The sequence below is a fragment of the Streptomyces sp. NPDC007205 genome (genome assembly GCF_040634095.1).
Classification (GTDB): domain Bacteria; phylum Actinomycetota; class Actinomycetes; order Streptomycetales; family Streptomycetaceae; genus Streptomyces.
This window is the reverse complement of record NZ_JBEYEW010000016.1, coordinates 13775-33175: the sequence shown is the minus strand read 5'-3', so window position 1 is coordinate 33175 and position 19401 is coordinate 13775. Positions and strand designations below refer to the sequence as shown.

The 19401-nt window shown below is 69.6% G+C and carries 22 protein-coding genes; 6 read left to right on the top strand and 16 right to left on the bottom strand.

Annotated elements, in window-relative coordinates:
* Positions 1–30: 30 nt before the first annotated feature.
* Positions 31–270 (bottom strand): hypothetical protein, encoded by a 240-nt coding sequence (locus ABZ624_RS25070; protein ID WP_360093050.1) that lies wholly within the window; start codon positions 268–270, stop codon positions 31–33.
* Between the two features lie 272 nt (positions 271–542).
* Here ABZ624_RS25070 and ABZ624_RS25065 point away from each other — a divergent pair, with 272 nt between their 5' ends.
* On the top strand, positions 543–842 hold the full coding sequence (locus ABZ624_RS25065) for a hypothetical protein (protein ID WP_360093047.1): 300 nt from the start codon (positions 543–545) through the stop codon (positions 840–842).
* A 193-nt stretch (positions 843–1035) separates the two neighbouring features.
* Here ABZ624_RS25065 and dapD read toward each other — a convergent pair whose 3' ends face one another.
* The 11 genes from dapD to ABZ624_RS25010 form a co-directional block, all read right to left on the bottom strand.
* The gene (gene dapD, locus ABZ624_RS25060; RefSeq protein ID WP_360093044.1) at positions 1036–2022 is read right to left on the bottom strand and encodes a 2,3,4,5-tetrahydropyridine-2,6-dicarboxylate N-succinyltransferase; all 987 of its coding nucleotides are present in this window, start codon (positions 2020–2022) and stop codon (positions 1036–1038) included.
* 63 nt (positions 2023–2085) lie between these two features.
* Positions 2086–2622, bottom strand: a complete 537-nt coding sequence (locus tag ABZ624_RS25055; RefSeq protein WP_360093041.1) for a TetR family transcriptional regulator — start codon at positions 2620–2622, stop codon at positions 2086–2088.
* Positions 2622–2945: a multidrug efflux SMR transporter gene (locus tag ABZ624_RS25050; RefSeq protein ID WP_360093038.1), complete on the bottom strand. Its 324-nt coding sequence runs from the start codon at positions 2943–2945 to the stop codon at positions 2622–2624. Before ABZ624_RS25050 ends, ABZ624_RS25055 begins: the two co-directional genes overlap by 1 nt.
* Positions 2946–3066: 121 nt before the next feature.
* On the bottom strand, positions 3067–3399 hold the full coding sequence (locus ABZ624_RS25045) for a metal-sulfur cluster assembly factor (RefSeq protein WP_067313221.1): 333 nt from the start codon (positions 3397–3399) through the stop codon (positions 3067–3069).
* Positions 3396–3863, bottom strand: coding sequence for a Fe-S cluster assembly sulfur transfer protein SufU (sufU, locus tag ABZ624_RS25040; RefSeq protein ID WP_360093035.1), 468 nt, complete (start codon positions 3861–3863; stop codon positions 3396–3398). Before sufU ends, ABZ624_RS25045 begins: the two co-directional genes overlap by 4 nt.
* An 18-nt stretch (positions 3864–3881) precedes the next feature.
* Positions 3882–5138: a cysteine desulfurase gene (locus tag ABZ624_RS25035; RefSeq protein WP_360093032.1), complete on the bottom strand. Its 1257-nt coding sequence runs from the start codon at positions 5136–5138 to the stop codon at positions 3882–3884.
* On the bottom strand, positions 5135–5899 hold the full coding sequence (sufC, locus tag ABZ624_RS25030) for a Fe-S cluster assembly ATPase SufC (protein ID WP_360093029.1): 765 nt from the start codon (positions 5897–5899) through the stop codon (positions 5135–5137). Before sufC ends, ABZ624_RS25035 begins: the two co-directional genes overlap by 4 nt.
* A gap of 7 nt (positions 5900–5906) precedes the next feature.
* Entirely contained in the window at positions 5907–6224 is a 318-nt protein-coding gene (locus ABZ624_RS25025; protein WP_031166073.1) for a non-heme iron oxygenase ferredoxin subunit, read from the bottom strand.
* Positions 6221–7405, bottom strand: a complete 1185-nt coding sequence (gene sufD / locus ABZ624_RS25020; RefSeq protein WP_360093026.1) for a Fe-S cluster assembly protein SufD — start codon at positions 7403–7405, stop codon at positions 6221–6223. Before sufD ends, ABZ624_RS25025 begins: the two co-directional genes overlap by 4 nt.
* 58 nt (positions 7406–7463) lie before the next feature.
* Positions 7464–8885, bottom strand: coding sequence for a Fe-S cluster assembly protein SufB (sufB, locus tag ABZ624_RS25015; RefSeq protein WP_360093023.1), 1422 nt, complete (start codon positions 8883–8885; stop codon positions 7464–7466).
* Entirely contained in the window at positions 8882–9616 is a 735-nt protein-coding gene (locus tag ABZ624_RS25010; RefSeq protein WP_360093020.1) for a metalloregulator ArsR/SmtB family transcription factor, read from the bottom strand. The genes sufB and ABZ624_RS25010 overlap by 4 nt, the downstream gene beginning before the upstream one ends.
* A gap of 184 nt (positions 9617–9800) precedes the next feature.
* Here ABZ624_RS25010 and ABZ624_RS25005 point away from each other — a divergent pair, with 184 nt between their 5' ends.
* The 4 genes from ABZ624_RS25005 to ABZ624_RS24990 are packed head-to-tail and all read left to right on the top strand — an operon-like array spanning position 9801 to position 13400.
* Complete coding sequence (locus tag ABZ624_RS25005) at positions 9801–10616, top strand: AAC(3) family N-acetyltransferase (protein WP_360093017.1); 816 nt, start codon at positions 9801–9803, stop codon at positions 10614–10616.
* Between the two features lie 31 nt (positions 10617–10647).
* Positions 10648–11571: an ABC transporter ATP-binding protein gene (locus ABZ624_RS25000; protein WP_360093014.1), complete on the top strand. Its 924-nt coding sequence runs from the start codon at positions 10648–10650 to the stop codon at positions 11569–11571.
* A gap of 53 nt (positions 11572–11624) precedes the next feature.
* Entirely contained in the window at positions 11625–12341 is a 717-nt protein-coding gene (locus ABZ624_RS24995) for an ABC transporter permease (RefSeq protein ID WP_360093430.1), read from the top strand.
* 48 nt (positions 12342–12389) lie between these two features.
* Positions 12390–13400: a COX15/CtaA family protein gene (locus tag ABZ624_RS24990; protein WP_360093011.1), complete on the top strand. Its 1011-nt coding sequence runs from the start codon at positions 12390–12392 to the stop codon at positions 13398–13400.
* Positions 13401–13409: 9 nt separating this feature from the next.
* Here the strand turns inward: ABZ624_RS24990 and ABZ624_RS24985 are convergent, their stop codons facing one another.
* The 4 genes from ABZ624_RS24985 to ABZ624_RS24970 all read right to left on the bottom strand — a co-directional run bounded on the left by ABZ624_RS24985 (position 13410) and on the right by ABZ624_RS24970 (position 16840).
* Positions 13410–14147, bottom strand: a complete 738-nt coding sequence (locus ABZ624_RS24985; protein ID WP_360093008.1) for a nucleotidyltransferase — start codon at positions 14145–14147, stop codon at positions 13410–13412.
* Positions 14148–14165: 18 nt separating this feature from the next.
* Complete coding sequence (locus ABZ624_RS24980; protein ID WP_360093005.1) at positions 14166–15272, bottom strand: amidohydrolase family protein; 1107 nt, start codon at positions 15270–15272, stop codon at positions 14166–14168.
* 188 nt (positions 15273–15460) lie between these two features.
* Positions 15461–15781: a hypothetical protein gene (locus ABZ624_RS24975; protein ID WP_360093002.1), complete on the bottom strand. Its 321-nt coding sequence runs from the start codon at positions 15779–15781 to the stop codon at positions 15461–15463.
* Between the two features lie 69 nt (positions 15782–15850).
* Complete coding sequence (locus ABZ624_RS24970; RefSeq protein ID WP_360093427.1) at positions 15851–16840, bottom strand: heme o synthase; 990 nt, start codon at positions 16838–16840, stop codon at positions 15851–15853.
* A gap of 429 nt (positions 16841–17269) precedes the next feature.
* Here ABZ624_RS24970 and tkt point away from each other — a divergent pair, with 429 nt between their 5' ends.
* Positions 17270–19372, top strand: a complete 2103-nt coding sequence (tkt, locus tag ABZ624_RS24965) for a transketolase (RefSeq protein WP_360092999.1) — start codon at positions 17270–17272, stop codon at positions 19370–19372.
* Positions 19373–19401 lie beyond the last annotated feature (29 nt).

Here is a 19401-nt window from a genome sequence, read left to right as displayed (position 1 = left end):
CTCGAAGATCCTGGAGGCGCGCAGCGCCGGTTACAGGATGTGAACGAGCTGCACCTCATCAGTACCCTTCCTGCGGATCAGCAGCTCATTGCCGTCTTCTAGTTGCTGATCGATGAAGTCGTAGACACTGATAGATCGGTTCACGACGTCGGTCTTTGAGAGGCCCGTCCTCCGCTGCAAGCGTTGCAAGCCCTCCGCAGCCTTAGCAATCAAGGCAACGGTGATGCGTTCACTCACAGCAGGCCGTTGAGCTTCTGTCTTCTCCGGCAAGGCTTCACTCCTCGAAAGTTTCAACGTGTCGCGATACTCATTCCCCCACCAAGATCCCCTACCGTACAGCAGGCCCTATGCAGCATATCGCTGTCGAATTGCTGCGTCCATCGTGTACTGTCGGCTGCATCGGCGGCGCTGACAGTGACGAGTCAGCACCGCTGCCGTGCCCAACCCAAGGAGAGGGGGTGACCGCCATGCGGCTTAGACCACTACCTAGGTGATCGTCCGGCTCACACCGTGAGCCGCACCTGGGTCCATAGGAGACCTACGTGTACGAGGCGAACAACGACCTCGATGAGCCGACTGCTGCCGCAGAGATCAAGATCCAGCTCCGGCCGGTTGGCAGCGTGACGGCCAGCGTGCGGTTGCCGGGATCGAAGGCCCCCGAGATGCTCGAGGTCCTCACCCTCGGCTCCGCGATGACATACGGCACCGCGGGTCCCGTGCTCACTATGTGGGTGGGTACCGTTCAGGGAATCCCGGTCGCTGCAACGATCGGCATCGCCTGCCTGGAGGTGATCTCTGCGGGGGTCGTCTGCTGGAAGACGCTTCTGAAGCGGCGTTCGTAGTTCACGCACCGCGAGAGGAGGCCGTGCCGCCTCCTCTCGCCCACCTTCATGCTTACCAACAGGAACGCCCTCCCGGGCCGTCCTCGGGCCGTGGAAGGGCGCTCAACGTGACCAGCGCCGACAACTGCCGACAGCTCGGCAGCAGGTCAGGACGTTGATCGATCAGGCGGCCGCAGGTTGCGGCCGTCGTTGATCAGTTGTGGCTGTGCAGGATGTCGTTCAGGCCGCCCCAGACCGCGTTGTTCGGGCGGGCCTCGACCTTGCCGCTGACCGAGTTGCGGCGGAAGAGGATGTTGGAGGCGCCGTTGAGCTCACGGGCCTTGACGATCTGACCGTCGGGCATGGTGACCCGGGTGCCCGCGGTGATGTAGAGGCCGGCCTCCACCACGCACTCGTCGCCGAGCGCGATGCCGACGCCCGCCTCGGCGCCGATCAGGCAGCGCTCGCCGATGGAGATGATCACGTTGCCGCCGCCGGACAGGGTGCCCATGGTGGAGGCGCCGCCGCCGATGTCGGAGCCGTTGCCGACCACGACGCCCGCGGAGATCCGCCCCTCGACCATCGAGGTGCCGAGCGTGCCGGCGTTGAAGTTGACGAAGCCCTCGTGCATCACCGTGGTGCCCTCGGCGAGGTGGGCGCCGAGGCGGACCCGGTCGGCGTCGGCGATGCGCACACCCCTGGGGACGACGTAGTCCGTCATGCGCGGGAACTTGTCGATCGAGGTGACCTGGAGGTGCTGGCCCTCGGCGCGGGCGTTCAGCCGCACCTTCTCGATGTCGTCCACGGCGACCGGGCCGAGCGAGGTCCAGGCGACGTTTGCGAGGTGGCCGAAGATGCCGTCCAGGCTCTGGCCGTGCGGCTTGACCAGGCGGTGCGAGAGCAGGTGCAGGCGCAGATAGACGTCGTGGGCGTCGATCGGCTTCTCGTCCAGCGAGGCGATGACCGTACGGACCGCGACCACCTCGACGCCCCGGCGGGTGTCCGGGCCGGTCGCCGCGGTGGCGCCGCCGCCCAGCAGCTGCGCCGCCTGCTCGGCGGTCAGCCGCTCGGTGCCGGCCGGGCCCGGCTCCTCGACCAGCTCGGGGGCCGGGAACCAGGTGTCGAGAACGGTGCCGTCGGAGGCGAGGGTGGCAAGGCCGGCGGCGACGGCGCCGGTGGTGCGGGAAGCAGACTCGGTCATGGGGAAAACCTAACGTGAGCGGGGTCGTGAGGGCGAACCGCGTCTCACGTGGCGGGCGCGCCTTCAGGGGATCAGCCGAGCCAGCGCGGCGCGGGCGTACTCCGCGTCGTACGAACCGCCGGTCAGCAGCGTCTGGAGGCAGATCCCGTCCATCAGCGCGAGCAGGGCGCGGGCGCTGACCGGGTCCGTGCGCCGGGCCAGCAGCGCCGCCGCGTCCTCGGTCCACTCGGCGGCGACGGGGCGCAGCGCGGGGCGCCGGAGCGCGGCGAGATACAGCTCGTACTCCAGTTCCACGCCGGTACGGTCGCCGCCCAGCCACTCGCCCAGCGCGCCGGCGAGTTCCCCGGCGAGGTCACCGCCGTCGTCCTGCTCCGGCAGCCGCTCGGCGAGCACCCTGGCGAACTTCTCGTTCGTCTGCCGCAGTGCGGCCACCATCAGCTCTTCCAGGGTGGTGAAGTGGTACGTCGTGGAGCCGAGCGGGACGTCCGCCTCGGCGGCGACCGAGCGGTGGCTCAGGCCGGCGATGCCGTCCCTGCCGACCACGCGGATCGCCGCGTCGATGAGGCGCCGGCGCCGGTCGGGGTCGTAGCGGCGGGGCATCAGTGGCTCGTCCCGCCCAGGTTCAGCACGACCACTCCCCCGATGATCAGCAGGATCCCGCCCACCTTGGCGACGCCCAGTCCCTCCCCGAACAGCAGCAGACCGAGGACGGCGATGGCCGCGGTGCCCACTCCGGACCAGATCGCATACGCCGTGCCGATCTGCACGGTCTTCAGCGTCTGGGCGAGCAGCGCGAAGGAGACGAGGTAGCCCAGAGCCGTCACGAGCGAGGGCCAGAGCCGGCTGAACCCCTCGCTGTACTTCATCGCCGTCGTCGCGGCGACCTCGGCGGCTATGGCGCCGGCGAGCGTCAGGTATCCCATGTGTACGAGCGTACACACCGTCGTGTACGGCCGTACACATGGCTGCCCTGAGCACAGGGAAAGGGGCCACGGTGTGCTGCCGTGGCCCCTTTCGCGGGCGCCGTCTCGGACGGTGAAGGTCTCAGACGTTGAAGCCGAGCGCCCGAAGCTGCTCGCGGCCGTCGTCCGTGATCTTGTCGGGGCCCCACGGGGGCATCCAGACCCAGTTGATGCGCAGCTCGTTGACGAGGCCGTCCGTGGCGGACTTGGCCTGGTCCTCGATGACGTCCGTCAGCGGGCAGGCCGCGGAGGTCAGGGTCATGTCGATCGTCGCGATGTTCGCGTCGTCGATGTGGATGCCGTAGATCAGGCCCAGGTTGACGACGTCGATGCCCAGCTCGGGGTCGACGACGTCGTACAGCGCCTCGCGGAGTTCTTCCTCCGAAGCCGGCTTCATCTCAGCGGTGTCGGTCATGCCGTCTTCCTTTCGGCGTCGGCGCCACCCAGCGCCTGGGCCGTCGCGTCCTTCCACGCCATCCAGCTCAGGAGGGCGCACTTGACCCGCGCGGGGTACTTGGAGACACCGGCGAACGCGACCGCGTCCTCCAGGATGTCCTCCATCGCGTCGTCCGGCTCGATCCGGCCCTTGGACTGCATCAGCTCCAGGAAGGTCTCCTGGATCTTCTGCGCCTCGGCCAGGTCCTTGCCGACCAGCAGCTCGTTCAGCACGGAGGCCGAGGCCTGGCTGATGGAGCAGCCCTGGCCCTCGTACGAGACGTCCGCGATCCTCGTGCCGTCGTACTTCACGCGGAGGGTGATCTCGTCGCCGCACGTCGGGTTCACATGGTGCACCTCGGCGTCGCCATCCCGCAGACCACGCCCGTGCGGGTTCTTGTAGTGGTCCAGGATGACTTCCTGGTACATCGAATCCAGCTTCACGGTCTCAGCTCACGCCTCTCAGCCGAAGAAGTTCCGTACGTGCTCCAAGCCGTCGACCAGTGCGTCGATCTCGGCCGGCGTGGAGTACAGATAGAACGACGCTCGCGTGGTCGCAGGAATTCCGTAGCGCAGGCAGACGGGCCGCGCGCAGTGGTGGCCGACGCGCACCGCGATGCCCTGCTCGTCGAGGACCTGGCCCACGTCGTGCGGGTGGATGTCACCGAGCGTGAAGGAGATCGCGGCGCCCCGGTCCTCGGCCGTGGTCGGGCCGATGATCCGCAGGTCCGGGACCTCGGCCAGGCGCTGGACCGCGTACTCCGTCAGCGCGTGCTCGTGGGCGAGGATCTTGTCCATGCCGATCGACTGGAGGTAGTCGATCGCGGCGCCGAGGCCGACCGCCTGGGCGATCGGGGGCGTGCCCGCCTCGAACTTGTGCGGCGCGGGGGCGTAGGTCGAGGAGTGCATGGACACCGTCTCGATCATCTCGCCACCGCCCAGGAAGGGCGGCAGGTCCTCCAGGAGCTCCTGGCGGCCCCAGAGGACGCCGATGCCGGTCGGGCCGCACATCTTGTGGCCGGTGAAGGCCACGAAGTCGGCCTGCAGGGCCTGCACGTCCAGCGGCATGTGCGGGGCGGCCTGGGAGGCGTCGATGCAGACCAGCGCGCCGACTTCCTGCGCGCGGCGCACTATCGCCTCGACCGGGTTGACCGTGCCGAGGATGTTCGACACCAGCACGAAGGAAACGATCTTCGTCTTCTCCGTGATGACCTCGTTGATGGTGGACAGGTCGAGCCGGCCGTCGTCGGTGAGGCCGAACCACTTCAGCTTCGCGCCCGTGCGCTGCGCCAGCAGCTGCCACGGCACGATGTTGGAGTGGTGCTCCATCTCCGTGATGACGATCTCGGTCTCGTGGTCCACCCGGTAGGGCTCGTCGGCCCAGCCCAGCATGTTCGCGACGAGGTTCAGCGACTCGGAGGCGTTCTTGGTGAAGATCACCTCGTCACGGCTGGGCGCGTTGACGAACGCGGCGACCTTGTCGCGCGCGCCCTCGTACAGCGCCGTGGCCTCCTCGGCGAGCACATGCACACCGCGGTGGACGTTGGCGTTGTAGCGCTCGTAGTACTCACTCAGGGCGTCCAGCACCTGGCGCGGCTTCTGCGAGGTCGCCGCGTTGTCCAGGTACACGAGCTTCCGGTCGTCATGGACCAGGCGGTCCAGGATGGGGAAGTCCTTGCGGATCGCCTCGGTGTCGAGGAGGCCCGGCAGCTGTGTCACGCGGATGCGCCACCCTTCGTGTATGCCTCGTAGCCCTCGTCCTCCAGCTTGTCGGCGAGCTCGGCGCCGCCGGACTCGACGATCCGGCCGGCGGAGAAGACGTGGACGAAGTCGGGCTTGATGTAGCGCAGGATGCGCGTGTAGTGCGTGATCAGCAGGGTGCCGACCTCGCCGGTCTCGCGGACGCGGTTGACGCCCTCGGAGACGATCCGGAGCGCGTCCACGTCGAGACCGGAGTCCGTCTCGTCCAGGATCGCGACCTTCGGCTTGAGCAGCTCCAGCTGGAGGATCTCGTGGCGCTTCTTCTCACCGCCGGAGAAGCCCTCGTTGACGTTGCGCTCGGCGAAGGACGGGTCCATGTTGAGGCGCTCCATGGCCTCCTTGACCTCCTTCACCCAGGTGCGCAGCTTGGGGGCCTCGCCGCGGATGGCGGTGGCGGAGGTGCGCAGGAAGTTGGAGACCGAGACGCCGGGGACCTCGACCGGGTACTGCATCGCCAGGAACAGGCCCGCGCGGGCGCGCTCGTCGACGGACATCTCCAGGACGTCCTCGCCGTCGAGCAGCACGGTGCCCTCGGTGATCGTGTACTTCGGGTGACCCGCGAGGGAGTAGGCGAGGGTCGACTTGCCCGAGCCGTTGGGGCCCATGATGGCGTGCGTCTCGCCCTGCTTCACGGTGAGGTCGACGCCCTTGAGGATCTCCTTCGTGGCGTTGTCGGCCTCGACGGTGACGTGCAGGTCTCGGATTTCAAGCGTTGCCATGGGTGCCTCAGGACTCCTGGGTGACGGAGACGAGAACGTCGTCCCCTTCGATCTTTACGGGGTATACGGGGACGGGGCGCGTGGCCGGGAGGCCGGACGGCTTGCCGGTGCGGAGGTCGAAGGAGGAGCCGTGCAGCCAGCACTCGATCTGGCAGTCCTCCACCTCGCCCTCGGACAGCGAGACGTTCGCGTGGGAGCAGATGTCGTAGATGGCGAACACCTCCCCCTCGGTGCGGACGACCGAGACCGGGGTGCCGTCGAGTTCCACCCGCTTCGGGGTGTCCTCCTCCAGCTCGCTCAGCCCGCAGGCGCGTACGAAGGTCATGCGACCGAAGCCTCCAGCTCCTGCTCGATCTTGGCGAGCAGGCGCTCCTCGATGTCCGCGACACCGATCTGCTGGACGAGACCGGCGAAGAAACCGCGGACCACCAGGCGGCGGGCCTCGTGCTCCGGAATGCCGCGGGCCATCAGGTAGAAGAGCTGCTCGTCGTCGAAGCGGCCGGTGGCGGAGGCGTGGCCGGCGCCGACGATCTCGCCGGTCTCGATCTCCAGGTTCGGCACCGAGTCGACGCGCGCGCCGTCCGTGAGGACCAGGTTGCGGTTCATCTCGTAGGTGTCCGTGCCCTCGGCCTTGGCCTCGATGAGCACGTCACCGATCCAGACCGCGTGCGCTTCGTCGCCCTGGAGCGCGCCCTTGTAGACGACGTTCGACTTGCAGTGCGGGGTGTTGTGGGTGACCAGCAGGCGGTGCTCCTGGTGCTGCCCGGCGTCGGTGAAGTACAGGCCGAACAGTTCGGCCTCGCCACCGGTGCCGGCGTAGGCGACGCGCGGGTGCAGGCGTACGAGGTCGCCGCCGAAGGTGACCACGAACGACTTGAAGGTGGCGTCCCGGCCGATCAAGGCGTTGTGCTGGCCCACGTGCACGGCCTTGTCGTCCCAGTCCTGGACGGAGACGACCGTCAGCTTGGCGCCGTCGCCCAGGACGTAGTCGACGTTGGCGGCGAGCACCGCGTCACCGGTGTGGTCGATGACGACGACGGCCTCGGCGAAGGCGCCCAGCTCGATCACCTGGTGGCCGTAGGCGACCCCGCCCTCGCCGTGCACGGCGATACGGATCGGCTCGGTGAGCACCGTCTCCTTGGGCACGGTGACCACGCCGGCCTGCTCGAAGGCGGAGTACGCCTGGGCGGCGACGCGGTCCACCGGGGTGCCGGCCCTGCCGATGCGGGCGTCGTCGCGGCCGACGGTCTCGACGGTCACGCCCTCGGGGGCCTGGACGTCCACCTTCACGCCGTCGCCGGTCGCGACCGCGGTGCCGTCGTGCAGCCCGCGCAGGCGCTCCAGCGGGGTGAACCGCCACTCCTCCTCGCGGCCGTGCGGGACCGGGAAGTCCGTCACGTCGAAGGACGGGGGCGCGCTCATGCGCGTGGCGACGGTCGACTCGGCGGCCACCGCGATCTGGCCCGCGGTGGTCGAGCCCACGGGGATGTTCTGAGCCTCAGCCATGGCTGTCGGTCTGCTCGCTTTCTTACGTGGATGGCTTGATGGTGACGGCGGTTGGCGGTTAGCCGACCGCGCCTTCCATCTGCAGCTCGATCAGCCGGTTGAGTTCGAGCGCGTACTCCATGGGCAGTTCCTTGGCGATCGGCTCGACGAAGCCGCGCACGATCATCGCCATCGCCTCGAACTCGGTCAGACCGCGGCTCATCAGGTAGAACAGCTGGTCCTCGGAGACCTTGGAGACGGTCGCCTCGTGGCCCATGGACACGTCGTCCTCGCGGACGTCGACGTAGGGGTACGTGTCGGAGCGGGAGATGGTGTCGACCAGCAGCGCGTCACACAGCACGTTGGACTTGGATCCGTGCGCACCCTCGCCGATCTCGACCAGGCCGCGGTACGAGGTACGGCCGCCGCCGCGCGCCACCGACTTGGAGACGATGTTGGACGAGGTGTTCGGCGCCATGTGGACCATCTTGGAACCGGCGTCCTGGTGCTGGCCCTCGCCCGCGAAGGCGATGGAGAGGGTCTCGCCCTTGGCGTGCTCGCCCATCAGGTAGACGGCCGGGTACTTCATCGTCACCTTGGAGCCGATGTTGCCGTCGATCCACTCCATGGTCGCGCCCTCGTAGGCCACGGCGCGCTTGGTGACCAGGTTGTAGACGTTGTTCGACCAGTTCTGGATGGTCGTGTAGCGGCAGCGGGCGTTCTTCTTGACGATGATCTCGACCACCGCGGAGTGCAGCGAGTCCGACTTGTAGATCGGGGCCGTACAACCCTCGACGTAGTGCACATAGGCACCCTCGTCGACGATGATCAGGGTCCGCTCGAACTGGCCCATGTTCTCCGTGTTGATACGGAAGTAGGCCTGGAGCGGGATCTCGACGTGGACGCCCTTCGGGACGTAGATGAACGACCCGCCGGACCACACGGCGGTGTTCAGGGCCGCGAACTTGTTGTCACCGGCGGGGATGACCGTCCCGAAGTACTCCTTGAAGAGCTCCGGGTGCTCCTTCAGGGCGGTGTCGGTGTCCAGGAAGATGACGCCCTGCTCCTCCAGGTCCTCGCGGATCTGGTGGTAGACGACCTCCGACTCGTACTGGGCGGCGACGCCGGCGACCAGGCGCTGCTTCTCGGCCTCCGGGATGCCCAGCTTGTCGTAGGTGTTCTTGATGTCCTCGGGCAGGTCCTCCCAGGACTCCGCCTGCTTCTCCGTGGAGCGCACGAAGTACTTGATGTTGTCGAAGTCGATGCCCGAGAGGTCGGAGCCCCAGTTCGGCATCGGCTTCTTCTCGAAGAGCTTCAGGCCCTTCAGGCGCAGCTTGGTCATCCACTCCGGCTCCGACTTCTTGCCGGAGATGTCGCGGACGACCTCCTCGTTCAGGCCACGCCTGGCGGAGGCACCGGCCACGTCGGAGTCGGCCCAGCCGTATTCGTACGTGCCCAGGCCCTCGAGTTCGGGGTGGGCAGTCTCCGTGGGGAGAGTCATGCGGGGTTCCTCCCGGCCGTGCTTGCAGGTGCGTCAGTGGATGTCTTGGGGATGAACGTCGTGCAGACGCCGTCGCCGTGCGCGATGGTCGCCAGTCGCTGGACATGGGTACCCAGCAGCTCGGCGAAGATCTCCGTCTCCGCCTCGCACAGCTGCGGGAACTGCTCCGCGACATGGGCGACCGGGCAGTGGTGCTGGCACAGCTGCTCGCCGACCGGTGCGCTGCGCGCCGTAGCAGCGTACCCGTCCACGCTCAAGGCCTTGGCCAGTGCTTCGGCGCGCCGGTCGGGCGTCACGGCCTCGATCGCCTTGCGGTACGCGCTCGCCTGGGCGGCGATCCGGGCGCGGGCGAAAGCGGCGACCGCCTCGTGGCCACCCCCCTGCTCGGCGATCCAGCGGAGCGCGTCCGCGGCAAGCTTGTCGTACGACTGGTCGAAGGCGTCACGGCCGCAGTCGGTCAGCGCGAAGACCTTGGCGGGGCGGCCACGCGTGCGCGTGCCGTACACGCGCTGTTCGCGGGCCTCCACCACGTTCTCGGCGACGAGTGCGTCCAGGTGACGCCGGACGGCCGCCTGGGTCAGTCCCAGCCGGCCGGCGAGCTCCGCGACGGTCGACGGGCCGTGGTCCAGGATGGACCGCGCGACACGGTTGCGCGTGGAGCGCTCACCGGTCGCGAGTTCCTCCTGCGGGGCCCCCAGGGGGGTCTCCCGAGCCTCGCCGACGTTTTTCACAACGCCATTGTTGCGTAATTCCTCGGAGCCTGACAAGCGCGGTCCGGATCATCGAGCGGTGCCCTGCGTCACTTAGGCATACCTAATCTGACCTGCGGAAACGATCTTCCGGTCGATCGTCCGGCGAGGCCTCAGCAGGTAAACCGGTGGCGGCGCAGGGGACCGTGGGCCAGACTCGCGAACCATGCCCATACCCCCTCTGACCGGCCCTCTTGTCACCCGCGACAGCATCGCCGCACAGCTGCGTCTGCTCGGTGTCGGGTCCGGCGAGATCCTCCTCGTCCACACCTCCCTCAGCTCCCTCGGCTGGGTCAACGGAGGCGCGGTCGCGGTCGTCCAGGGTCTTCTCGACGCCCTGGGCCCGCAGGGCACGCTGGTCGTCCCGACCCAGTCGGCCGACCTGTCCGACCCGGCCGGGTGGGGAAACCCGCCCGTGCCCGAGGAGTGGTGGGACCGGATCCGCGCCACGATGCCCGCCTACGACCCGCTGATCACCCCGACCCGCGGCGTCGGCGTGCTCCCGGAGACCGTACGGACCTGGCCCGGCGCCCTGCGCAGCGCACACCCGCAGACCTCGTTCGCGGCGCTCGGCCCGCACGCGCGCGAGATCACCGACGGCCACGCGCCCGACTGCCGGCTGGGCGGGCGCAGCCCGCTGGCCCGGCTGGAGAAGCTGGGCGCCCGGGTGCTGCTGCTGGGCGCGGGATACGACTCCTGCACCGCCTTCCACCTGGCCGAGTACCGGATACCCGCGCCGCTCGTCGAGCTCGGCCGGCCCGCGCCCGGCGGCGGCTGGGAGACGGTGGTCGAGGTGTCGATCACCGAGGACCGGTTCGACGAGCTGGGGCACGACTTCGAGCGGGACCGGCCGGTCGTGCGCGGCACGGTGGGCGCGGCGGACGTACGGCTCTTCCCGGTGGCCGACGCCGTGGCCTACGCCGAGCGCTGGCTGCCGCTGCACCGGCCCCGTGAGGAGGACATCTCGCACCCCCGCGCCTGACCGGCCCGGCGCCTCCCTAGACTCTGGAGCCATGCGAAGTGAGCCCGTGGTCCAGGTCCAGGCCCTGGTGAAGCGGTACGGCACGAAGACCGCGGTGGACGGCCTCGACCTGGTGGCCGAAGCGGGCGTGACCGCCGTCCTCGGTCCCAACGGGGCGGGGAAGACGACCACGGTCGAGACCTGCGAGGGGTACCGGAAGCCGGATTCCGGCACGGTGCGCGTCCTGGGCCTCGACCCGGTGCGCCAGTCCGCCGGGCTGCGGCCCCGTATCGGTGTGATGCTCCAGTCCGGCGGTGTGTACTCCGGCGCGCGGGCGGACGAGATGCTGCGGCATGTCGCGAAGCTGCACGCGCATCCGCTGGACGTGGACGCGCTGATCGAGCGGCTGGGTCTCGGCTCCTGCGGGCGGACCGGCTACCGGCGGCTGTCCGGCGGCCAGCAGCAGCGGCTCGCGCTCGCCATGGCCGTCGTGGGGCGCCCGGAGCTCGTCTTCCTGGACGAGCCGACGGCCGGCCTCGACCCACAGGCCCGCCGGGCCACCTGGGACCTGGTGAAGGACCTGCGCGCCGACGGCGTCTCGGTGATCCTTACCACGCACTACATGGAAGAGGCCGAGCAGCTCGCCGACGACGTGGCGATCATCGACGGCGGCCGGGTCATCGCCCAGGGCTCCCCGGAGGAGCTGTGCAAGGGCGGCGCCGAGAACACCCTGCGCTTCACCGGCCGCCCCGGCCTCGACGTGGGCTCCCTGCTGAAGGCGCTCCCGGCGGACTGCACGGCCGCCGAGCTGACCCCGGGCAGCTACCGCGTCGTCGGCAAGGTCGACCCGCAGCTGCTGGCCACCGTGACCTCCTGGTGCGCCCAGCACGGGGTGATGCCGGACCGCATCTCGGTGGAGCGGCACACGCTGGAGGACGTTTTTCTGGAGCTGACGGGCAAGGAGCTGCGCTCGTGACGACTGCAACCGGTACCTACGCCCCGAAGCCGGGTGCGGCGCCCCTGCCCCGCATGATCGCGGCGCAGGCGGCGCTGGAGACGAAGATGCTGCTGCGCAACGGCGAGCAGCTGCTGCTGACGGTCGTCATCCCGACGCTGCTGCTGGTGCTCTTCAGCTCCGTGGACATCGTGGACACCGGCAAGGGCCAGGCGGTGGACTTCCTGGCCCCCGGCATCCTGGCGCTGGCCGTGATGTCGACGGCGTTCACCGGGCAGGCGATCGCGACCGGCTTCGAGCGCCGTTACGGCGTGCTCAAGCGGCTCGCCTCCTCGCCGCTGCCCCGCTGGGGCCTGATGACCGCGAAGACGGCGTCCGTGCTGGTCACCGAGGTTCTCCAGGTGATCCTGCTGACGGTGATCGCCTTCGCGCTCGGCTGGTCCCCGCACGGCAACCCCGCCGCCGTCCTGCTCCTCCTCGTCCTCGGTACGGCCGCCTTCTCCGGGCTCGGGCTGCTGATGGCGGGCACGCTGAAGGCGGAGGCGACGCTGGCCGCTGCCAACCTGGTCTTCCTGCTGCTGCTCGTCGGCGGCGGCGTCATCGTTCCGCTGGAGAAGTTCGGCCCGGCCGCGCAGCACGTGCTCGGCCTGCTGCCCATCTCCGCGCTCTCGGACGGCCTGCGGGACGTGCTCCAGCACGGGGCCGGGGTGCCCTGGGGCGACCTGGGGATCCTGGCGGTGTGGGCGGTCGTCGGGCTGGCCGCCGCGGGAAAGTTCTTCCGCTGGGAGTGAGCCGCCACGGTGGACCCTCGTGAAAGCGTGCACAAGCGGCGGCCTACGATGGGGGGCGTGCCCAAGCTGACCCCCGCCGACGCCGCAGCGGCTCTGCGCAACCCACTCGCCTTCATCGCCGACCACTGGACCCCGCAGCCGCGGACCGTCCAGCGGGCGGCCCTCGCCGCACTCGTGATGTCGGTGGTCATCGTCGTCACCGGTGGTGTCGTCCGGCTGACCGCCTCGGGCCTCGGCTGCCCGACCTGGCCCGAGTGCACCGACGGCTCGCTGACGCCGACGAACGCGCTGAGTTACCACAGCGCGATCGAGTTCGGCAACCGGATGCTGACGTACGTGCTGTGCGCCGCGGTCGGCTGGGCGATCATCGCCGCACGCTCCGAGAAGCCGTACCGGCGCAGCCTGACCCGGCTCGGCTGGGCGCAGTTCTGGCTGGTGATGAGCAACGCGGTCGTCGGCGGCATCGTGGTGCTGGTGGGCCTCAACCCGTACACCGTCGCGGTCCACTTCCTGTCGGCGACGGCTCTGATCGCGGTCGCCGCGGTGATGTGGCAGCGCACCCGCGAGGGGGACGGAGCGCCCCGGCCGCTGGTCGGCAAGGCCGTAGAGCAGCTGGTGTGGTTCCTGGTGGCCGCGTCCCTGCTGCTCATCGTCGCCGGCACGGTGGTGACCGGAGCCGGTCCGCACGCGGGTGACTCCAGCGAGGTCAAGCGGATCCCCATCGACTGGGAGACCGTGGCCAAGCTGCACGCGGTGCTCGCGTGGATCGTGGTGACGCTGACGTTCGCCCTGTGGTTCGTGCTGAAGGCGGTGGACGCGCCGAAGGGGCCGTTGGCGCGCACGCGGGAGCTGTTCCTGATCCTGCTCGGTCAAGGCGTGATCGGTTACGTGCAGTACTTCACCCATCTGCCCGAGCTGCTGGTCGCGCTGCACATGCTCGGTTCCTGCCTGGTGTGGATCGGCGTTCTGCGCGTCCTGCTGTCACTCCGCGAACGCCCGGAGACCATCCTCGACCTGCCCGGCCCCTCGGCCGAGGTGGCGGTGGGCACGCGCGCGTGAGTCACCTCGTCATCCGTACGTGGCAACCAGCGCGTCGATCGCCGGGGCGAGGTAGGCGCGGGTCAGCTCGGCGCGCCGGGCGAGCCACGCGTCACCGGCCGGGGCCGGATCCTCGTACCGCCGTCGGGTGACGTCCTCGACGACCTCGGCGGGCGCGCCGAGGGCCGCAAGTTCGGTCAGGGCCTCCTGCTTCGAGATCAGCCGTCCGTCGCGCAGGGTCACGGTGGCGCGGGCGAAGGTCAGCAGGCCCAGGTCGACCCACGCGTCCTGCCGCCACAGCCGCGCCTTGTCGACCGCGGGCCGCCAGAAGTCCCGCTGATCCCGTACGACGAAGGCGTCGAGCTGCCGATCGGGCACCGGCGGGAGCAGGCCGCCCGGAGCCTCGCCGTACAGCACCCGGCCGAAGTCGTGCAGCTCGCGCCGGGTGACCGGGGTGACCGGACGGCGCATCACCCGGCCGTGCGCCCAGGTCAGATGCGAACGATCCGCGTCGTCCATGGTGGCCGGGCCGAGATAGCTGCAGTGGAGCTTCGCGGCGAGCGGTTCGGCCCGCAGGCGGCGGTGCAGCGTCATGACCTGTCGTACGGTCCGCAGGCTCACCTGCTCCGGCAGGACGGCGATCATATCCAGGTCGCTGCGCCCTTCCTGATAGTCACCGCCGGCCAGGGAGCCGTGCGCCCACACCGCGCGCGGCCGCAGTGGCAGCAGGGCGTCCAGGAACCGGTCGAGCAGGGATGCGGTCGGCATCCGTCCAGTCTGAACAGCTCACCCCAGTCCGTAAACGCGGCGCGCGTTGTCCGACGCGACCATCCGGGCCACCCGCTGGGCGTCCTCCAGCGACCAGGCGCCGTCGGCGACCCAGGTGCCCAGGATCCGGCTCAGGGCCTCGCGGAAGAGGTGGGCGCCGACGACGTGCAGCTCGGGCAGGCCGTGGGCGCCGGTGGAGAAGAGGATCTTGCCGAAGGGGGCCAGCTCCAGGATCTCGGCGAGGACCGTGGCCGCGCGGGCGCCAGTGCGGACGAGTGCGGCGCCGGAGTCGGTGTAGACGTGCGGGAAGACCCCGGCCAGATGGGCGGCGTGCCGGTGGTACGGATAGCCGTGCAGCAGGATCAGGTCGGTGCCGAGGCCGGCCGTGGCGCGGACGAAGTCGGTGAGCAGCACGGGGTCGGTGCGGTCGATGCGGGAGCCCGGCTCGCCGAGCCCGGCGTGCAGTTGCAGGGGCAGTCCCGAGGCGACCGCGTTCCACAACAGGTGCCGTAGCAGCACGGGATCGGTGAGCGGCCCGCCGACCCGCCGCCCGGCCAGCCAGCGGCCCGCCGCGCCCCGCACCTCCCCCGGTCCCGGCGGCTCGGGCGCGAGGGCCAGGCCGTGTCTGAGCCCCGCCACGGAGGTGAAGGCGACGGCGTGCGCGGCGGCGCCGTGCACGGACTCGGCGAGGTTGGCGAGGAAGGACTCGACGGTGCCGGAGGTGTCGGCGACCTGCTCCGCGAGCAGCTCCAGCCGGACGATCTCGCGGGCCTGGGCGCCTCCGTCACAGGCCATCTCGGCGGGGCCGGTGAGGTCGCCGGGCAGGCCGGTGTCGACCAGATAGGTGGTGATGCCGCTGCCGCGCAGCAGCCTGCGGCCCGTTTCCAGGACGCCCAGTTCCCGGCGCCGGGCCAGATAGCGGGCGGGCGGGCAGTGCGGCTCCAGGCCGAGCAGGGGTGGGCACCAGCGCCGTACGGCGAAACCCGTCTGGGTGTCGAAGAGGGTGGTGCCGGGCGCGGGCGGGCCCTCGGTGCGGGCCAGCTGGGCCTCGAAGGTGCCGAGGCCCAGTTCCGTCCGCAGTACGCCATGGCAGTACTGGTCCACGAGGGACGGCGTTTCGATCATCCGAGGCTCCCCGCGTGCGCTGGCTTGACCGGCCTAACGGGTGAACGGGGTTCGAGGTCGCGGATGAGCTCGGGACTGTTCGTAGTTCGGCGGCTGCGGGTCGTCTTTGGCTGCTCGCGCCCACGCGGCGGAGCAGCATACCGATACGGCCCCGCGCCCCTCGGGGGCGCTGATCAGCCGCCGGCTGATCAACCGCCGATCTGAATGCCGGCCATCCGCTTCCACTCGTACCGCCCCGTCGTCACCTTCGCCGCGAACTCTCCGTCGAAGGACTCGTGGACCGTGATGCCGGCCTTCTCGACGGCCTGCTCGGCGATCTCGGTGCTGGGGGCCACGAGGTCGCCCCAGCCGCCGTCCTCGCCCACGAGCACGATCCGGGCGCCGCGTTCGCCGATGTGGGCCACCTGGCCCTCGGCGCCGCCGTGGGCCTTGGCGAAGGTGCTGATCTGGTGGGCGAGCCTGGCTACCTTGCGCTCGGCCTTCGGGTCAACCTGCTGCGTGTCTGCCATGACCAGGATGCTACTCACGAGTAGATCAGCTGGCGAGAGCAGGCCCGTGTGACGTACGCCCGGCGGAGGTCAACGCAGGAACGGGTCCACAGCGACCGCGACGAAAAGGATCGACACATAGGTGATCGACCAGTGGAACAGCCGCATCTCCTTCAGCTTCGCGCCCGTCACCTCGGCCTTCGCCCGGTTCTGCAGCCCGTGCGCCTCCCACAGCCAGAAACCGCCGGCCGCGAGGGCGACCACCGTGTAGAACCAGCCGGTGTAGCCGAGCGGGGTGAGGAGCAGGGAGACCAGGACCATCACCCAGCTGTAGATGACGATCTGTCGGGCGACGACCTTGTTGGAGGCGACGACCGGCAGCATCGGCACGCCCACGCGCGCGTAGTCCTCCTTGACCTTCATGGACAGCGGCCAGTAGTGCGGCGGCGTCCAGAAGAACATGACGAGGAAGAGGATGACCGGCGCCCAGGACATCGAGTTCGTGACCGAGGACCAGCCGATGAGCACCGGAAGGCAGCCTGCGATGCCGCCCCACACGATGTTCTGCGACGTACGCCGCTTGAGGATCATCGTGTAGACGACGACGTAGAAGAGGAGCGCACCGAGGGAGAGCCAGGCGGACAGCCAGTTGACGGTGAACCCGAACAGCAGTGTCGACACGACCGCCAGGGTGATGCCGAAGGCCAGGCACTCGGGCGGGCTGACCATGCCGGTCACCAGCGGTCGCTGCGAGGTGCGGTCCATCAGGGCGTCGATGTCCCGGTCGATGTACATGTTGAGCGCGTTGGCGCCGCCGGCGGACAGGTAGCCGCCGATGCAGGTGAGCAGGACCAGCTTCAGGTCCGGCACGCCCTGCTGCGCCAGGAACATCACCGGAACGGTGGTGATGAGCAGCAGCTCGATGATCCGCGGCTTGGTCAGCGCCACGAACGCCTTGACACGGGCCCCGAACGGCCGGTGAACCGGGCCCTGGCTGGCACCACCGAGGTCCCCCATGGCCTTAACGGCATGGGCGGTGCCCCCATCCGCTGGACGGGATTCGACGGCCGTCACGCACACCCCTGACAGAGACATCCCAGCAAGCCTCCCCGTGTGAAGTCCCGGTAAAGGCTCGCGCGTACCACGCCACTTTAGACGTTGCCCATACCCCGGCCTTCGCGGGGGTGGGGTCGTGTTGGCGGCCCCCATGAGAGGGGCCCATGAGAGGGCCCCGTAAGAGAGGCCATAACAGGGGCCCCATAAGAGAGGCCCCGCCACTCGGTTGAGCGCTCAGATGTCAGCGTCCGTATTCATGTGCCGAATGCGGCGCTCGGCCAGTCGGGAGGCGGATCCGACGGACTCCCGGCAGTCTGGAAACACTCGAAAAAATGCACGTCCTTACGGGGGTAGGCTCGACAGCGGCCGGTGGGCGCCAAGCACGCCGGCGGCCGGGTGGGGGCATGCCCCGAACGCCGGCGACCGACATGTGGAGAGGAGCCCTGACCCAGGGTGAGCACCAAGCCGACCACCACAGACCTTGAGTGGACCGAGCTGGACCAGCGGGCCGTGGACACCGCCCGCGTCCTGGCCGCCGACGCCGTACAGAAGGTCGGCAACGGCCATCCCGGTACGGCGATGAGCCTGGCTCCGGCCGCCTACACCCTCTTCCAGAAGGTGATGCGGCACGACCCGGCCGATCCGGAGTGGGTGGGGCGCGACCGCTTCGTGCTGTCCGCCGGCCACTCGTCCCTGACGCTGTACACCCAGCTCTACCTGGCCGGTTTCGGCCTGGAGCTGGAGGACCTGGAGGCCTTCCGTACCTGGGGTTCGAAGACCCCGGGACACCCGGAGTACGGGCACACCAAGGGCGTGGAGACCACCACCGGCCCGCTCGGACAGGGTGTCGCCAACGCGGTGGGGATGGCGATGGCCGCCCGCTACGAGCGCGGTCTGTTCGACCCCGACGCGCCGGCCGGTGAGTCGCCGTTCGATCACTTCGTCTACTGCATCGCCGGTGACGGCTGTCTGCAGGAGGGCATCTCCGCCGAGGCCTCCTCGCTGGCCGGGCACCAGAAGCTGGGCAATCTGATCCTGCTGTGGGACGACAACCACATCTCGATCGAGGGCGACACCGAGACGGCCGTCTCCGAGGACACCGTCAAGCGCTACGAGGCCTACGGCTGGCACGTGCAGCGCGTGGAGGCCCAGGACAACGGCGACCTGGACCCGGCCGCGATCTACGCCGCCGTCCAGGAGGCCAAGGCGGTCACCGACCGGCCCTCCTTCATCGCGATGCGCTCCATCATCGCGTGGCCCGCCCCGAACGCGCAGAACACCGAGGCCGCGCACGGCTCGGCGCTCGGCGAGGACGAGGTCGCGGCGACCAAGCGCGTCCTCGGCTTCGACCCGGAGCAGTCCTTCGAGGTCTCCGACGAGGTGATCGGCCACACCCGCAAGGCGCTGGAGCGCGGCGCCCAGGCGAAGGCCGAGTGGGAGAAGTCCCTGCAGCTGTGGCGCGACGCCAACCCGGAGCGCGCGGCGGAGTTCGACCGCATCAGCGCGGGTGAGCTGCCCACCGGCTGGGAGGAGAAGATCCCGGTCTTCGAGCCCGGCAAGGGCATCGCCACGCGTGCCGCCTCCGGCAAGGTGCTGCAGGCGCTGGGCGCGGTGATCCCCGAGCTGTGGGGCGGCTCCGCCGACCTGGCCGGGTCGAACAACACCACCATCGACAAGGACAGCTCCTTCCTGCCCGAGGGCAACCCGCTGCCGGAGGCCAACCCCTACGGGCGCACGATCCACTACGGCATCCGTGAGCACTCCATGGGCGCCGAGATGAACGGCATCGCCCTGCACGGGAACACCCGTATCTACGGCGGCACCTTCCTCGTCTTCTCCGACTACATGCGCAACGCCGTGCGCCTGTCGGCCCTGATGCACCTGCCGGTGACGTACGTGTGGACGCACGACTCCATCGGCCTGGGCGAGGACGGCCCCACCCACCAGCCCGTCGAGCACCTGGCCTCGCTGCGCGCCATCCCGGGCCTGAACATCGTCCGCCCGGCCGACGCCAACGAGACCGCGATCGCCTGGCGCGAGATCCTCAAGCGCTACACCAAGGAGTTCGGCAAGGGCCAGCCGCACGGCCTGGCGCTGACCCGTCAGGGCGTGCCGGCCTACGAGCCCAACGAGGACGCCGCGAAGGGCGGTTACGTCCTGTTCGAGGCGGAAGGGCCCGCAGGGCAGAGCGCAGAGGCGCAGGTCATCCTGATCGCCACCGGTTCCGAGGTGCACGTGGCCGTCGAGGCGCGTGAGCAGCTGCAGGCCGACGGCATCCCCACCCGCGTGGTGTCCATGCCGTCCGTCGAGTGGTTCGAACAGCAGGACCAGGGGTACCGGGACTCGGTGCTGACGCCGTCTGTGAAGGCCCGGGTCGCCGTCGAGGCGGGCATCGGTCTCACCTGGCACAAGTACGTCGGGGACGCCGGCCGCATCGTTTCCCTGGAGCACTTCGGTGCTTCCGCCGACGGCAAGCTCCTCTTCCGCGAGTTCGGCTTCACTGCGGAGAACGTGGCCGCCAAGGCGCGGGAATCCCTCACCGCCGCCCAGCGCTGACGCTCATATACGACACGTAGGAGATGTAA

What these genes read in the sequence shown, in the direction of transcription:
- dapD (WP_360093044.1), bottom strand. Translation starts at nt 2,022, where the DNA reads ATGACCGAGTCTGCTTCCCGCACCACCGGCGCCGTCGCCGCCGGCCTT.
- ABZ624_RS25055 (WP_360093041.1), bottom strand. Translation starts at nt 2,622, where the DNA reads ATGCCCCGCCGCTACGACCCCGACCGGCGCCGGCGCCTCATCGACGCG.
- ABZ624_RS25050 (WP_360093038.1), bottom strand. Translation starts at nt 2,945, where the DNA reads ATGGGATACCTGACGCTCGCCGGCGCCATAGCCGCCGAGGTCGCCGCG.
- ABZ624_RS25045 (WP_067313221.1), bottom strand. Translation starts at nt 3,399, where the DNA reads ATGACCGACACCGCTGAGATGAAGCCGGCTTCGGAGGAAGAACTCCGC.
- sufC (WP_360093029.1), bottom strand. Translation starts at nt 5,899, where the DNA reads ATGGCAACGCTTGAAATCCGAGACCTGCACGTCACCGTCGAGGCCGAC.
- ABZ624_RS25025 (WP_031166073.1), bottom strand. Translation starts at nt 6,224, where the DNA reads ATGACCTTCGTACGCGCCTGCGGGCTGAGCGAGCTGGAGGAGGACACC.
- sufD (WP_360093026.1), bottom strand. Translation starts at nt 7,405, where the DNA reads ATGGCTGAGGCTCAGAACATCCCCGTGGGCTCGACCACCGCGGGCCAG.
- sufB (WP_360093023.1), bottom strand. Translation starts at nt 8,885, where the DNA reads ATGACTCTCCCCACGGAGACTGCCCACCCCGAACTCGAGGGCCTGGGC.
- ABZ624_RS25005 (WP_360093017.1), top strand. Translation starts at nt 9,801, where the DNA reads ATGCCCATACCCCCTCTGACCGGCCCTCTTGTCACCCGCGACAGCATC.
- ABZ624_RS25000 (WP_360093014.1), top strand. Translation starts at nt 10,648, where the DNA reads ATGCGAAGTGAGCCCGTGGTCCAGGTCCAGGCCCTGGTGAAGCGGTAC.
- ABZ624_RS24995 (WP_360093430.1), top strand. Translation starts at nt 11,625, where the DNA reads ATGATCGCGGCGCAGGCGGCGCTGGAGACGAAGATGCTGCTGCGCAAC.
- ABZ624_RS24990 (WP_360093011.1), top strand. Translation starts at nt 12,390, where the DNA reads ATGGGGGGCGTGCCCAAGCTGACCCCCGCCGACGCCGCAGCGGCTCTG.
- ABZ624_RS24985 (WP_360093008.1), bottom strand. Translation starts at nt 14,147, where the DNA reads ATGCCGACCGCATCCCTGCTCGACCGGTTCCTGGACGCCCTGCTGCCA.
- ABZ624_RS24980 (WP_360093005.1), bottom strand. Translation starts at nt 15,272, where the DNA reads ATGATCGAAACGCCGTCCCTCGTGGACCAGTACTGCCATGGCGTACTG.
- ABZ624_RS24975 (WP_360093002.1), bottom strand. Translation starts at nt 15,781, where the DNA reads ATGGCAGACACGCAGCAGGTTGACCCGAAGGCCGAGCGCAAGGTAGCC.